Raw genomic sequence first — 14,936 nt, forward strand, 5'->3', positions numbered from 1 at the left:
ATTAAAAAGACTGTCCCATGATTTAGGCTTCAAATGCCCAACTCTTGTGACAGCCTAATTTTATTAACTATTCAGCATCTTTAACGTTGTCGCCTTCAACTGCTTCAACGATATCTTCAATCGATTCAACTTTTTCAGAATCGTCATTAGAGAATGATTCTTCTGAAACAGGAGCTTGATCTTCACCTTGATGACCTTCAATAACAGCATCAGCCATTTTAGCAGTAATCAAACGTACCGCACGAATAGCATCATCATTTGATGGAATCTTAACATCGATTTCATCAGGATCTGCATTTGTATCAACCATAGCCACAATAGGAATATTTAATTTCTGTGCTTCTTTAACAGCAATACGTTCCTTACGTGGATCAACGATGAACAATACATCAGGAATACGAGGCATATCTTCAATACCGCCAAGGAATTTTTCAAGACGGTCACGTTGTTTCATTAATAAAGCAACTTCTTTTTTAGGAAGACGATCAAAAGTACCATCTTCTTGCATTGTCTTGATTTCTTTCAAACGCTTAATACGTTTTTGAATTGTATTCCAGTTAGTCAAAGTCCCGCCTAACCAACGATGATTAACATAATATTGACCTGCACGCTTTGCTTCTTCAGCAATAGCATCTTGAGCTTGCTTCTTTGTACCAACAAAAAGCACAACTCCATCATCTGCAGCTGCATTTTTTACAAAATCATACGCTGTATCGATTAGTTTTACGGTTTTTTGTAAGTCGATGATATAAATACCATTACGTTCTGTAAAAATGTATTTCTTCATCTTAGGGTTCCAACGACGTGTTTGATGACCAAAATGGACACCAGCTTCAAGTAATTGTTTCATGGTAATAACTGCCATTACAATTTACCTCCAAATATAATAGTTTTTATTTTCCTCCCTTATGTTCAGCTGATAGAAAACTTAACTAAGCACTATTCTATCTATTGCATAAGGTGTGAATTGTGTCTAATATGACACCTGTAATATCATATACTAATCTTTACTAAAATGCAAGTTTTTTTAATATTTTACAACTGTTGCTGCTGTTCCTGTTTCAACCACACTTTTGGCACTATCTAATGAAATAATAACCATATTTTCAACTGCTGTTTCCGTGTAAAATGCAATATGCGGTGTGACTAGCGCATTATCTAGACTAATTAGCTCTTTAAAAGTCTTGTCTTGCAATTCTCTTCCCTGAAGGTTGCGATTGAAAATTGGAGTTTCATTTTCATACGTATCAAGCGCCGCACCAGCAATTTTCCCACTCTTCAAAGCAGCAATTAAAGCTGTCGTATCTATTAGAATACCACGAGCTGTATTAACTATATAGACACCATCTTTCATCTTAGCAATAGCCTTTGCATCTATAATATGTCTATCTTGTTCAGTTGCAGGCATGTGTAATGTTATTGCATCCGATACTTGATATAATTCATCCAGAGTATCTACATAAACGCCTTCTTCTTCAAGCTGTGGATTATGGTATGGATCATATGCAACTATTTTTGCTCCAAAACCCTTCAAGATATCAATAGCAGCTCTGCCAATTCTACCAGTGCCAATAACACCAACTGTTAAAGCTCGTAATTCTTTGCTGATGTATGGTGCCCAACGATAATCCTGTTTTGCAAACTTACGTCTAAATACTCTTGTTTGTCGAAGCATCTGCATTAATTGTGTGATTGCAAATTCAGCAATAGCATTTGGCGAATATGCAGGAACATTTGTTACAGTGACTTCATTGTCTTTTGCACTTTGCAAGTCAACGTTATCAACACCAACATTTCTAATCGAAAAATCGCGAATCCCAAACTCTTTCATTTTTTCAAAGAATCCAGCTGGGTACTTGCCTGTTTGTAATCCGATTACCGCATCATAGCCATTAAAAGAATTTAAATTGTCAGAGGTAATCTCTTCAGTATGTAAATCCACCTTAATATTGTTAACCTTTGACCATTCTTCAAAATACACGCGTTCATCTTCACGAACATTAAATGCAATAAACTTCATCTTTATATTCCTCCAATGTTATTATAATTTCTATATTATACGGTGTGCTGAAAAAAATAGAAATTTAATACTCAACTCTTTAAGTCTAGCACAACAAACAATTTATATCCGCTTATTTGCTTGATTCTAATCAAAAATTAAAATGTGCTTATCTTATGATAGCCACTTAGAGAGTACAGCATGATTAGTTAAATATTTTTCTTTTTGTTTACGCGTTTGATGTTTAAAAGAATACTCTGCTTTAAGTGCATCCGATTTGGTAGAAAACTCTTCAAAATAAATCAGTTTTACAGGTCGTCGTGTTTTTGTATACTTTGCACCTTTACCAGCATTATGTACTGAAATGCGGTGTTCTATGTTAGTTGTATATCCGCCATAAAAAGAATTGTCTGCACATAGCACTACGTAGAAATAAAATTTTTTATTATTCTCCATACAATATACCTTGCATTTTAGTCGTATATTCCCCATTATCTTTATACACAACAATTGGCTCTAAAAAACGAACTCCTCCACTTTTACCATCTTTAATAGCTTCAATGAGGAGCATATTAGCTTCTTTTCCAGCTTTTGGATAAACCATTTGAATTTTCTTAGGTGCTAGCCGATTAGCACGAAGTAAATCAATAATTTCGACAAACCGCTCTGGCCGGTGCACCATATAAAATTTGCCTCCCATTTTTAGTAGTGAACTTGTCTCTTTGATAACTTGTTCTAAAGTCACTGTTATCTCATGTCGGGCAATTGCAAGATACTCATTTGGATTTTTTTTGCTAGTTATTAAATTTTTGAAATAAGGTGGATTACATGTCACCGTATCAACAGAATCAGATGCTATATAATTTTTGACATTATTTAAATCAATATTTAAAACATCAATCTGTTTATCCAAACTATTCAATTTTATACTTCGCTTCGCCATATCTGCCAATCGTTCTTGAATTTCCACTTCGATAATTTGTGCTTTACTTTTTGCACTCAAAAACAAGCCAATAGCCCCATTTCCTGCACATAAATCTACAATTTTTCCGTTTGGCTTTAAAATTGGCTGTGCAAAATATGCCAGCAAAACTGCATCAAGTGAAAAAGAGAACACCTCATTACTTTGAATTATTTTGATATTATTTGCGTATAATTCATCTACGCGTTCATTAGACTGTAACAAATCAGGCCTCAAACTCTTCACCTCTATTTCTAACTTGCAACTTCTTCTAAAATTCGGCATACTAGTAGCATACAATATCTAATTCTAGAAAGGAGTCCCCATCGTTGTTTTATTCATTTATACGTGCACTTGTGCGCATAATCTTGTTCATTTTAAATGGCAATGCTCATTATCTTAATAAAGATAAATTGCCAAAGGGCAACTATATCTTAGTAGGGCCTCATCGGACTTGGTTTGATCCTCTTTACTTTGCATTAGCTGCTGCACCTAAAAAATTTTCTTTTATGGCTAAAGAAGAGCTTTTTAAAAATCCCATCTTACGTTTTATCTTGGTTCATGCAAACGCATTTCCTGTAAATCGTAATAATCCTGGTCCATCGGTCATTAAGACTCCTGTAACTTGGCTACGTAAACGTGATATCTCTTTAATAATGTTTCCATCAGGAACTAGACATTCCCAGGAGTTAAAAGGTGGCGCTATTTTAATTGCTAAAATGGCTGGTATTCCAATTGTCCCGGCTGTTTATCAAGGTCCTTTAACTTTTAAACAACTACTTTCTCGTAAAAAAGTAACAGTTTCCTTTGGTGATCCAATATATATTGAGCGCAAAACTAAAATAACTGCCGATTTTCAAGGCCAAATAATCAAAGAAATGGAGCAGTCTTTCAATAAAATTGATAATGAAATTGACCCTAATTTTGTTTATATTGATCCTGCATCAAAAAAAGAAAACAGTTAATATTTCCTCATAAAAGAGAGACTGAGAATTTTTCCCCAGTCTCTCTTTTATGACTTATTACTAATTCTCATTGTTTAACACAAATTATTTTTTACCATAATTTGACTTCATTGCGCTCATCATCTGATGCAATTTCTTTTCAGAAGGTTTCTGGCCCATTTGTAGCATCATTGATTTAATCATTTGTTCATTTATAGGTGGATTCTTTTTTAAATAATCTTCCATATATTTACGAGCAACAAAAAAACCCGCTACAAAGCCACCAACAATTGCAATAATTACAATTAAAATCCAAACACCTGTTGACATTCACTCTCGCTCCTTTCTAAATCTCACTTAACTAGTTTACACAATAAGTCTATAAAAATAAAGCACTTGTCTGAAAAAGTTATCAATTAATCATCACGTAATCCTTTTTCTCGCTGAACATCACGAACTTTTTGTGGTGTAACTTCTTTACCCGTTTTATCAAACACTTGCAGCATTTCAACATGACTACGAAAATTCTCGCGAAACATTGTTAGATACGTTTCACGTAAACTTTTTTGTTCCTCTTTTTCTTCTGCGGTTAGTCCAAGCGTTTTTTTCTTTTTAGCCAATTCATTTATACGATCAATTAAATTTTGGGGAATTCCATTGTTTTCCATGATAAACCTTCTTTATATATTTCTTTCTCATTCATAAAAATAATACCTGAAAATATACAAAAACACAAGAATTTTAAGCGAACGCTCGTTTGAATCTATGTATTAGTTATGCTATACTTAACCAAAATATATATTCACAATGAGGTGAGACAATGTCTAAAATCTCCGAAAAAAGGCAACATGCTATCCTTCGCTATATTTACGATTTTATTAATGAAAAATCCTATCCTCCTACAGTTCGTGAAATTTGCCAATCTGTTGGCTTATCATCAACCTCAACTGTTCATGGGTATCTTGATACTCTAACCAAAAATAAACTGATTACACGTGATTTAACTAAACCACGTGCAATGGAAATTACAGTTGCTGGTCTTGAATATCTTGGCGTTTCAGCTCATGAAGGCTTTATTCCTATTTTAGGTGTAGTTACCGCCGGAAAACCAATTTTAGCTGAACAAGAAATTTCTGAGTACTTTCCGCTACCACCAACATTTAAATCAGCAACTGATTTATTCATGCTAAAAATTAGAGGTGAGAGTATGATTAATGCAGGCATCCTAAATGGTGATCAAGTAATTGTACGTCGCCAAACTAGCGCCGACAATGGTGACATTGTTATCGCTATGACAGATACAAATGAAGCAACTTGTAAACGGTTTTTCAAAGAAAAGCAACATATCCGCTTACAACCTGAAAATGATACTATGGCCCCTATTATTCTTAATGATGTAGTTATTCTAGGTAAAGTTGTTGGCTTATATCGACCATTAATTTAATCATTTCTACTGCCTACATTGTCGGAGAAAATACTTTCCTTAAGTGAGTGCCCCATAACTGTTGATTTTTTATATCTAACAATTATGAGGCACTTCACTTTTATTTTTCTTTATTACTATTTACCATATTCGAATTATTGTCCTTGCGAATTTTTGTTGCCATTTGTAATAATTCTTCAGCATGTTGTAATGTTAGTTTAGTTATTTCCGAACCCGAAAGCATTCTTGCTATCTCATTAATTCGCTCTTTATTATCTAGTTTAACCAATGTAGTTTCAGTTCTTCCATTGTGGATATGCTTTGAAATAAAATAATGGTGTTCTGAGATAGCTGCTACCTGTGGTAAATGTGTAATACATAGAACTTGCGACCGCATTGCAATCTGACTAATTTTTTCAGCAATAGCCTGTGCAACACGTCCACTTACTCCTGTATCAACTTCATCAAATATTATACTTGTTATATCTTGTTTTCTTGCAAAAATCGTCTTTAGAGCTAGCATAATCCGTGACAATTCTCCTCCAGAAGCTATTCTAGCTAATGGCCCCATCGTTTCGCCTAAATTAGTTTGAATATAAAATTCAACTTTTTCTGAACCATTCTCATTTAAATCATTCATAGGGAAAAATTTAACTTCAAAAACTGCTTTGTCCATATAAAGTGCTCTTAATTGCTCATGCACTGCTTTTTCAAGCAATTTTGCTGTGTTTTTTCGTTTTCTTGATAAAATCACCGCGAGCTTTTTTGCTGCAATCAATGCATCCTTAACTGCTGCTTCCTGCTTTTCCGAGCTTGTTTCATTACTATGCATTTCTTCAAGTTCATTCTTAATTTTAGTATCGTAATTTAAAATTTGTGTTATTGAATCTCCATATTTGCGCTTTAATTGATGAATCAATTCTAATCGTTGCTCAATTTGATTAAGTCGATTTTCATCCCATTCCATTTGATCTAACTCACTTGAAATATCGTGGGTTACATCTTGCAAACTATAAAACGCATCTGATACTTTTTCAGAAATTTGTTTCAACTCAGGTGCTAAATCAGCCGTTTTCTCCAATTCTTCCATAGCACGGCCTAAGTTTCCAACAACATCATAGTTTTCTTCTGTTAATACTTGATAACTTGTCTCTAATGCTTCATGAATTGCTTGATAGTTGTCTAATCGCTTTTTTTCTTCAATCAGCTTTTCTTCTTCATTTTCTTTTAAATTAGCGTTTTCAATTTCTTGAGATTGAAATTCCAACATATCCAATCTTTGCGCCCAAGCTTTCTCATTAGCCTCACGTTTACTCAAAATATTTTGCAGATATCTATATTCTTGATATTTTTCCAAATATTCTTGTTTTAAATTGACTAATTTTTTGTTATAGCTATCTAACAAATTAATATGTGTTTCAGGATGCATTAGCTCCTGATGTTCATTTTGCCCGTGAATATCTATTAAAGTTTCTCCAACACGTCTTAATGAAGCTAAATTAACTAAAATACCATTTATCCTACAAACATTGCGCCCACTTTGATAGATATCACGTTCTAAAATTAGTGATTCATCTTCATGTTCAATCCCTAAACTGTCCAAAATCGTGAATGTCATTGCTGATTTAGGCACTAAAAATTGCCCTTGAATTAAAGCTTTGTTCATCCCTCGACGAATAAATTCAACTGATCCACGACCACCTGCAAGTAAACCCAATGCATCAATAATAATTGATTTTCCTGCTCCCGTTTCACCAGTTAGCACTGTCATCTGAGATCTAAAGTCAATATCCATTTTTTCAATAATTGCAAAATCTCTAATCGTTAATTCTTGTAACAAAATATCACCTCTTCATAAAAATCAGAATTCATTTTTAGAAAATAAAAGTCAGAAAAAGTCAACAGTCATTACCTTTTCTAACTTTTATAAATGCTAACGCTAGATTATTAACATATCTTTTAACTATTATTTTCGACCATTGCTAATAATTTTTGCTGAATTTGCTGTGCATCTTCAGGTGAGTAAGCATAAATCATAATAGTATTATCATCTCCCAGAGTTGCAAAAACCTCAGGATAATTCATTTGATCAATTAAGCTAGAGAGCACTGGACCATTGCCAGGAAGAACCTTTACTACACATAAATCTTCATGACAATTTGAAAACACATAGGTTTCACTGATGATTTTTGTAATCTTTTTTTCCGTATTCATCTTTTTTTCTGTTGGCATGCTGTAAACATATGTACCATCAAGCGTTGGTAACTTAATGAGTTGCATATCTTTAACATCCCGTGAAACTGTGGCTTGAGTCACCCAAACACCTTTTTCAGCTAAAATTCTGACTAAATCTTCTTGACGATACACATCATTATCATGCAGTACTTGCTTAATCATTCTTTGTCGCTCTTGCTTTTTCATAACCAAATCATCACCTAGCTTTTCTGGATATCGTTTACTTAATGATAGCGTAAAACTTAAAAATATGAAAGATTTTTATTTGAATTTAACATTCATTTGTGTAATGTTAGGTACGCCTGTCTCAAGGTATTATTCAAATCAATCCTAGAGTCAATCTTACCTTCTCCGTTTACCGCTGTTAGTTGGACTAAAAATTCAATATTTCCCTCACCACCTGTAATTGGTGAAAAATCTAAATTGTTCACATCATACCCACATTGAGCTGCAAATGTAATGATATCCGTTAACACATCTAAATGAACATTTTCATCACGAACAATCCCATTTTTTCCAACCCGATTTTTCCCAGCTTCAAACTGTGGCTTTATCAAAGCAACTACAACACCACCTTGTTTAATAATGGTATGCAAGTTAGGTAAGATTAAGTGTAGCGAAATAAACGAAACATCAATTGTTGTAAAATCTGGTTGTCCATATGTAAAATCAGCCAATTTACTATAACGAAAATTAGTATTTTCCATTACAACTACTCTCTCATCTTGGCGAAGCTTCCAAGCTAACTGATTTGTTCCAACATCAAGTGCATAGCTCATTTTAGCTCCTTTTTGAAGGACAACATCCGTAAAACCACCAGTTGAAGAGCCAATATCTAAAATAATCTTATTGCGTACAGAAAGCTTAAACACACGTAATGCTTTTTCTAGTTTTAAACCGCCTCGGCTAACATATGGCATTTTTTTACCTTTAAAATGCAATTTTGTTTCAATTGCAATTTTCATTCCTGGTTTATCAAGGCGTTCTTCGTTTTCCCCTAAAATTTCACCAGCCATAACCGCACGTTTAGCTTGTTCGCGTGTATCAAACAATCCTTGTTGTACCAATAAAACATCTACTCTTTCTTTTTTCATCTTGGCTCCTTTATTTCAAAATAATCCAATAATTCCAATAGTAAATCAGTCTTAATACCTTCAGCCTCTAAATCAGCTAGATTTTTTTTAGCCGCTAAAATAGTTTGTTCTAATTTAGAGTATGCTTTATTCAAGCCTAGTAATTCTGGATACGTATTTTTATTTTCACTTGTGTCCTTATGAACTGCTTTTCCCATTTCTTTTTCAGTAGAAACTACGTCTAAAATATCATCGTATATTTGAAATGCTAATCCAAAGTTTTCACCATACAAACATAATAATTCGCTAATCTTATCATCTGCTGCACCCATCAATGCACCTGCTTTACATGCATATCTAAGTAAAGCACCTGTTTTCCCGCGATGTACCTCTTGTAATTGAGCAAGTGTTAACTGTTGTTTTTCTCCTAGAATATCGCCAACTTGACCATTAACCATCCCTTGTGGTCCAGCTGCATATGCTAATTCATGTAATAACTCAATTTTAATTTGATTATCAATTTTAACTTGACTTAACCATTCAAAAGCACTTGTCAATAATCCGTCCCCCGCTAATACAGCCAGTGCTTGACCAAACACTTTATGATTAGTTGGCTTTCCACGACGTAAATCATCATTATCCATTTCAGGTAGATCGTCATGAATTAAAGAATATGTATGTATTAATTCTAATGAAGCTGCTACCTCTATTTCAGATTTATTGATAGAATCACGTAGACTTGCTAAAACAGCTAACATCAAAATTGGCCGTATCCTTTTTCCGCCTGCTAAAACTGAATACAACATAGCCTTTTTTAATGAAGCATTGCTTTTTAAACTATTTAAATAATCTACTAATACTTGATCTATTTGTGGTCGATATAACTCTTCAAATGCTTGCAGATTTTGCTTATTTGTTTTCATCTGATTTTTCTTCAAATAATTGTTCCTCACCATTATCATCAATAATTTTTGTCAATGTTTTTTCTGCATCTTTGAGGGTTTCTTCCAACTTTTTACTCAAAACCATTCCTTCTTGAAACTGAGTCATCGCATCTTCTAATGGTGTATCACCTTTCTCCAATTGTGTTACTATTTGGTCTAAACGTGTTAAATTTTCTTCAAAACTCATTGTTTGTTTTGTCATTTTTCTTCTTCCTTTATAATCTCCAAAATCTCCGCTTTAGCAATTCCATCAACTAAATGCAATTTAACTTGCTGCTTTTCTTTCAAATCAGCAACTCTTTTTACAACAGCTTCATTTTCATCTGTAGTCACATAAGAAAAGCCACGTCCCATTACTTTTAATGGACTTAATATTTCTAAACTATGCACTTTGTCTAAAACATCTTTTTCATTTTTCTTCAACACATTTTTCATATTTAAAATAAGTTGCTTTCTTATCTGAATTACACTTTGTTTTGCTAAGCTACACCGGCTGATTGGAGTAGCCACTTGCAATTTGTTTTGGAGCGTTTCATAATATGTTCTTTTGGCATGAATAATATCCTTTAAAGCTTGCTTTTGTTTCATTTCTAAAATGTCAAGCCGCTGCTCATAATTTTCATACAATCTTTTAGGTTGTGTAAATACATATGATTGCTGTAATCTTTGCCAACTTTCACGCTTACGTTTTAATAATTGACTGCAACTTTGCCAAATTCGCATTCGATTTTGTCTGATTTTTTGAACTTCTTCACTTAAAACTGGTGTTGCTAGTTCAGCTGCTGCAGTAGGTGTTGCTGCTCTAACATCTGCAACCAAATCTGCAATTGTCGTATCTGTCTCGTGACCAACCGATGAAATAACTGGAATATGACTAGCCGCAATTGCACGAGCTACACTTTCTTCGTTAAATGGCCATAAATCCTCAATTGACCCGCCACCACGTCCAATAATAATGGTATCAAAATCAGCACGTTTATTAATTTCAGTTAAACGTCCCACAAGCGATGGAGCAGCTTGATTTCCCTGCACCACAGCCGGAAATAAGACTAATTGCGCTATCGGATAACGTCTTTTAGTTGTAGTTATAATATCACGAATTACTGCTCCAGAAGGACTTGTAATAACAGCAATTCGATGCGGAAACTTGACTAACTTTTTCTTAGGTGCATTAAATAGCCCTTCATTAGCTAACTTTTCTTTTAATTGTTCATATGCTTGATACAAAGCTCCAATTCCATCAGGTTGCATATCTTCAATAATAATCTGATAATTACCATTTCCTTCATATAAATCAATTCGACCACAAACTAAAACCTTCATTCCACTTTCAGGTTTGAATTTAAGTTTTTTAAAACTCCCTTCAAACATAATTGCATCTATTTTAGCTGTCTCATCTTTCAAACTAAAATACTGGTGTCGTGGCCGAATTCTGAAATTTGATATTTCTCCTGTTAAATAAACTTTTTGCAAATATGGATCAACACTAAATTTCCGATGAATATACTTTGTCAAAGCTGTCACTGTCAAATATTGATTATTAACAGTCATTTTTAACACTTCTTTCAGCGAATTCAACAACTTGCTTCATTAACATTGCAATTGTCATTGGACCAACACCTCCAGGAACAGGAGTTAAGTAACTGGCAATTCCATCAATACTTGCTTGATCAACATCTCCAACTAGTTTACCATTAGGCAATCGATTCATACCTACATCAATAACAACTGCATCCTTTTTTATGTCTTCACCTGTCAACATTTGTGGCTGTCCTGTTGCCACAATTACAATATCTGCTTGTTGCGTAAGTTTTGATAGGTTAAGTGTTTTACTATGTGCAATAGTAACCGTTGCATCTGCATTTATCATCAACGCTGCCATAGGGCGCCCTACTATATTACTTCTCCCTATAATAACTACATTCTTGCTTTTAGGACTAATTTCATATTCTTTAAATAATTCCATGATTCCTCTCGGAGTACACGGTAAAGAATGGGGTGCATTCATAAATAGGTGCCCCATATTAACTGGATGAAACCCATCTACATCTTTAGCTGGTAAAATTGCATGCGTTACATTTTCTTCATTAATATGTGCCGGTAAAGGCAATTGAACTAGTATTCCGTGTATATTAGGATCTTCATTATATTCGTAAATTAAATTTAAAATTTCTTCTTCTTTAGTATCTTCTGGCAACATATTGTCAATTGTTTGAATACCTATTTTCTTAGCCGCTTGTTGCTTGTTGCGTACATAAATTTGACTTGCAGCGTCTTGCCCCACCATAATAACTACTAAACGAGGTACAATACCTGCAGATTTTTCAAGCTTTTCGACCCTAACTCGTAATTGTTCTTTAATCTTTTTTGAGAGCTTTCTCCCATCCATCAAAACTGTCATATTATAACCTCACTATTTAAAATCCTTCCTTTTATTTTAGCATGAAAAAACTTGCTTGTGTAGAACTCTACTAATTAGAAAGTATTAACATCGTAACCTGAATAATCTAAATTTTGAATTATCTGATTAGATTAAGCCATTAAGTGCTACTAACTTACTATGAAAACATACTTTTGCACCAAATACTTAGCACTAAAAAAAGTCTAGGACTTTGTCCCAGACTTTTAAACACTTTAATTGTTTTTTTCTACTAAATTAGATAATACTCCATTAATAAAACGTCGTGATTTATCATCACTAAATTCTTTTGCCAGCTGTAAAGCCTCATCTAATGCAACTTTATCAGGTGTTTCTGGCATCCATTTTATTTCATAGACTGCTAATCTTAAGATTAATAAATCTGTTTTATTGAGTCGATTTATTGCCCAATTTTTTTTAAGATACTGTGCGATAACCTCATCAATTTCAACTCGATTATTGGACACACCAGACACCAATTGCTCCAAATAGGCAGGAATCTTAGGCTGAGTACTTGTTTCTTCAATTAACTGAGTATATATCTCAGAAGGGTCAGCTTCAGGATTGCTATTTAGAGCAAATAACGTTTGAAATGCTAGTATCCGTACTTCATGCCTAGTTATACTCACTTTACTCTTCCCCGTCTTCTTCACCAAATAAGTTATTAGGATCTACTGTTGGTTCTCTTTTTTCAGGAACTACTCCTTGAATATGAACATCTACAGCAGCTAACTTCAATCCGGTCATAAACAAAACTTGTTGTTTAACTTTTTCTTGAATTTCAAGTGCAACTTTAGGTACTGAAACACCATAATTCAAAAATGCATACACATTAACTTTTAATTCACCTTCAGATTGATCTAGCCTTACACCCTTGCCACTACCTCTATCTTGGCGCCTAAATAATTCTGAAAAACTATTTGCTAATGAACCGCGCATAGAATAGACACCATCCACTTTATTAGCGGCAATACCTATAATAACTTCAATAACTTCTGGTGCAATACGCACTTCTCCTAAGCTTGATTCGTTACCTGCCAAGATTATCTTACTATCTTCAGCCATAAACAAATACCTCCTTCAAAAAGCTAAGCACGTGAAATGTACGTACCATCTACCGTATTAATTGTTAAAACATCGCCTTCGCTCACGAAGAAAGGTACTTGAACAACCAATCCCGTTTCTAAAGTTGCTGGTTTTGAGCCACCTGAAGATGTATCACCTTTAATACCTGGTTCCGTTTCTTTAACTTCTAAGTCAACTGTATTAGGCATTTCAACTCCCAAAGTTTCAGCACCAAACATAATGATACTAACAATCATATTTTCTTTAAGATACTTCAATTCTGCTTTAATTCGTTCGCCTGGCAACTCTAATTGCTCATACGTTTCTGTATCCATAAAAACAAAACTATCGCCATCAGCATATAAATATTGCATCTTTTTACGATCAATCTGTGCTTGTTCTACTTTTTCACCAGCACGGAAAGTTTTTTCTTGCATAGCGCCGCTTCGCAAATTTTTTAATTTAGAACGTACAAACGCACTACCTTTCCCTGGTTTAACATGTTGAAATTCAACAACACGCCATAAGCCTCCATCCACCTGAATGGTTAATCCATTTTTGAATTCATTAACTGAAATCATATATATCCTCCTCGAAAATATCCGCACTATATTTGTATAATAAATATTTATTAAGTACTGCATATATTAAAAACAAATTTTTGCATACACTTCATAATAGCAAGAATCATGGTTCAAATGCAAGCTAAAGATTATACCTCTAGATAATTACGTCCAAAGTCTGTTAGTACTTCATAACCATTTTCTGTAACTAATATGTCATCTTCAATTCGCACTCCACCAACGCCAGGTACATAAACACCTGGTTCAATCGTTATAATCTGTCCGACTTCCAAGTTTTCATTATAACTTTTACCTATATTAGGTAATTCATGAATGCTTAGTCCAATACCATGCCCCATGCCATGATTAAAATAATTGCCATATCCTTGGTCCGTTATGTATTGTCGTCCTATATAATCAAGTTCTTGTCCACTAATTCCAGCTTTTACAGCAGCAACTGTCCGCAAATTGGCTTCATAAACAGTTGCATATATCTTTTTAACTTCCGCTGATTGTTCTCCGTATCCAAAAGTACGTGTTACATCAGAAGTGTACTTTTGTACATAGTATCCATAATCAAGTGTTATTAAGTCACCTGTAATTATTTTTTTATCACTCGCAGTACCGTGTGGCCAAGTTGTATGTTCCCCTGTAGCTAAAATCGTTTCAAACGATTTCTCTGATGCACCATTTTTCTTCATAAAATAGTCCAATTCATTCGCCACATCTAGTTCTGTTATTTCATTTGAAGTCGCATCATTTAATAACTTCACTACAAATTCATACCCACGCTTAGCGACCTCACATGAATAACGAATTTTAGCAATCTCAGTTTCGTCCTTAATTGAACGAATTTTTTCAATAACACCACTTAAAGGTACAATATCACAAATTGCTTCTTCATCTAAAATATCATATTGAGCATATGTTAGAGAACTTTCAAATGCCATCGCGACCATCTTTTCTTTAGCAGCGAGCTTAGCTGCCATTTTTATATAATCACGTGTTAAGACATTTTTCCAACCTAATGCTTCACTACTTAATTGTAACTCAAATCGCTTATCTGTGATGATATAGCAACTGTTTTCTGTAATTAATAAAACACCGTCATCACCAGTAAAGCCACTTAAATAAAAGATATTTGCTCTTTCGGTTACTAAAAAACAGTCGACACTCATTTTATTCATCAATTGACGCAATTTGTTTATTCTTTCTTTTTGCATTCCTATCACCTCAAAATTAGCTCTATCAAAATACAAAAGAGAGGTTAAGACAAAACAAAATCTGTCTCAACCTCACTTACATTTTCA

Annotated in this window: 19 protein-coding genes; 2 read left to right on the forward strand and 17 right to left on the reverse strand. The window is 33.9% G+C overall.

Annotation, left to right across the window (positions count from 1 at the left end):
• Window positions 1–67: 67 nt before the first annotated feature.
• From rpsB to LB941_RS03555, 4 genes are all read right to left on the reverse strand, one after another.
• Entirely contained in the window at window positions 68–865 is a 798-nt protein-coding gene (gene rpsB, locus LB941_RS03540) for a 30S ribosomal protein S2 (protein ID WP_253359536.1), read from the reverse strand.
• 162 nt (window positions 866–1,027) lie between these two features.
• On the reverse strand, window positions 1,028–2,020 hold the full coding sequence (locus LB941_RS03545) for a D-2-hydroxyacid dehydrogenase (protein WP_253359538.1): 993 nt from the start codon (window positions 2,018–2,020) through the stop codon (window positions 1,028–1,030).
• Between the two features lie 153 nt (window positions 2,021–2,173).
• The gene (locus LB941_RS03550) at window positions 2,174–2,455 is read right to left on the reverse strand and encodes a GIY-YIG nuclease family protein (RefSeq protein WP_253359539.1); all 282 of its coding nucleotides are present in this window, start codon (window positions 2,453–2,455) and stop codon (window positions 2,174–2,176) included.
• On the reverse strand, window positions 2,445–3,185 hold the full coding sequence (locus tag LB941_RS03555) for a tRNA1(Val) (adenine(37)-N6)-methyltransferase (protein WP_341869220.1): 741 nt from the start codon (window positions 3,183–3,185) through the stop codon (window positions 2,445–2,447). Before LB941_RS03555 ends, LB941_RS03550 begins: the two co-directional genes overlap by 11 nt.
• A gap of 104 nt (window positions 3,186–3,289) precedes the next feature.
• Here LB941_RS03555 and LB941_RS03560 point away from each other — a divergent pair, with 104 nt between their 5' ends.
• Window positions 3,290–3,925 (forward strand): lysophospholipid acyltransferase family protein, encoded by a 636-nt coding sequence (locus LB941_RS03560; protein WP_253359541.1) that lies wholly within the window; start codon window positions 3,290–3,292, stop codon window positions 3,923–3,925.
• Between the two features lie 84 nt (window positions 3,926–4,009).
• Here LB941_RS03560 and LB941_RS03565 read toward each other — a convergent pair whose 3' ends face one another.
• Together LB941_RS03565 and LB941_RS03570 are read right to left on the reverse strand one after the other, a co-directional pair.
• On the reverse strand, window positions 4,010–4,234 hold the full coding sequence (locus LB941_RS03565; protein WP_253359542.1) for a YneF family protein: 225 nt from the start codon (window positions 4,232–4,234) through the stop codon (window positions 4,010–4,012).
• An 86-nt stretch (window positions 4,235–4,320) separates the two neighbouring features.
• Entirely contained in the window at window positions 4,321–4,572 is a 252-nt protein-coding gene (locus tag LB941_RS03570; protein WP_253359543.1) for a DUF896 domain-containing protein, read from the reverse strand.
• 152 nt (window positions 4,573–4,724) lie between these two features.
• On the opposite strand from LB941_RS03570, the gene lexA reads away from it, so the two are divergent.
• A complete protein-coding gene (lexA, locus tag LB941_RS03575; protein WP_253359545.1) occupies window positions 4,725–5,348 on the forward strand; it encodes a transcriptional repressor LexA in 624 nt (207 codons plus the stop codon).
• 100 nt (window positions 5,349–5,448) lie between these two features.
• Here the strand turns inward: lexA and recN are convergent, their stop codons facing one another.
• From recN to LB941_RS03630, 11 genes are all read right to left on the reverse strand, one after another.
• Complete coding sequence (gene recN / locus LB941_RS03580; protein WP_253359547.1) at window positions 5,449–7,167, reverse strand: DNA repair protein RecN; 1,719 nt, start codon at window positions 7,165–7,167, stop codon at window positions 5,449–5,451.
• A gap of 119 nt (window positions 7,168–7,286) precedes the next feature.
• Window positions 7,287–7,748 carry an arginine repressor gene (locus LB941_RS03585; RefSeq protein WP_253359549.1) on the reverse strand — a complete coding sequence of 154 codons (462 nt, stop codon included), beginning with the start codon at window positions 7,746–7,748 and terminating at the stop codon, window positions 7,287–7,289.
• Window positions 7,749–7,840: 92 nt separating this feature from the next.
• The gene (locus tag LB941_RS03590) at window positions 7,841–8,656 is read right to left on the reverse strand and encodes a TlyA family RNA methyltransferase (RefSeq protein WP_253359550.1); all 816 of its coding nucleotides are present in this window, start codon (window positions 8,654–8,656) and stop codon (window positions 7,841–7,843) included.
• The gene (locus LB941_RS03595) at window positions 8,653–9,558 is read right to left on the reverse strand and encodes a polyprenyl synthetase family protein (RefSeq protein WP_253359707.1); all 906 of its coding nucleotides are present in this window, start codon (window positions 9,556–9,558) and stop codon (window positions 8,653–8,655) included. The genes LB941_RS03590 and LB941_RS03595 overlap by 4 nt, the downstream gene beginning before the upstream one ends.
• Window positions 9,545–9,781, reverse strand: coding sequence for an exodeoxyribonuclease VII small subunit (locus LB941_RS03600; protein WP_253359551.1), 237 nt, complete (start codon window positions 9,779–9,781; stop codon window positions 9,545–9,547). The genes LB941_RS03595 and LB941_RS03600 overlap by 14 nt, the downstream gene beginning before the upstream one ends.
• A complete protein-coding gene (gene xseA, locus LB941_RS03605) occupies window positions 9,778–11,130 on the reverse strand; it encodes an exodeoxyribonuclease VII large subunit (protein ID WP_253359552.1) in 1,353 nt (450 codons plus the stop codon). Before xseA ends, LB941_RS03600 begins: the two co-directional genes overlap by 4 nt.
• Window positions 11,120–11,980, reverse strand: coding sequence for a bifunctional methylenetetrahydrofolate dehydrogenase/methenyltetrahydrofolate cyclohydrolase FolD (gene folD / locus LB941_RS03610; RefSeq protein ID WP_253359553.1), 861 nt, complete (start codon window positions 11,978–11,980; stop codon window positions 11,120–11,122). Before folD ends, xseA begins: the two co-directional genes overlap by 11 nt.
• A gap of 233 nt (window positions 11,981–12,213) precedes the next feature.
• On the reverse strand, window positions 12,214–12,627 hold the full coding sequence (gene nusB, locus LB941_RS03615; RefSeq protein ID WP_253359554.1) for a transcription antitermination factor NusB: 414 nt from the start codon (window positions 12,625–12,627) through the stop codon (window positions 12,214–12,216).
• 1 nt (window position 12,628) lies between these two features.
• Entirely contained in the window at window positions 12,629–13,063 is a 435-nt protein-coding gene (locus LB941_RS03620; protein ID WP_253359555.1) for an Asp23/Gls24 family envelope stress response protein, read from the reverse strand.
• A gap of 23 nt (window positions 13,064–13,086) precedes the next feature.
• A complete protein-coding gene (efp, locus tag LB941_RS03625) occupies window positions 13,087–13,644 on the reverse strand; it encodes an elongation factor P (protein WP_253359556.1) in 558 nt (185 codons plus the stop codon).
• Window positions 13,645–13,775: 131 nt separating this feature from the next.
• Entirely contained in the window at window positions 13,776–14,849 is a 1,074-nt protein-coding gene (locus tag LB941_RS03630) for a M24 family metallopeptidase (protein ID WP_253359557.1), read from the reverse strand.
• Window positions 14,850–14,936: the final 87 nt, after the last annotated feature.

The sequence above is a fragment of the Ligilactobacillus ubinensis genome (assembly GCF_024160875.1).
GTDB classification, from domain to species: domain Bacteria; phylum Bacillota; class Bacilli; order Lactobacillales; family Lactobacillaceae; genus Ligilactobacillus; species Ligilactobacillus ubinensis.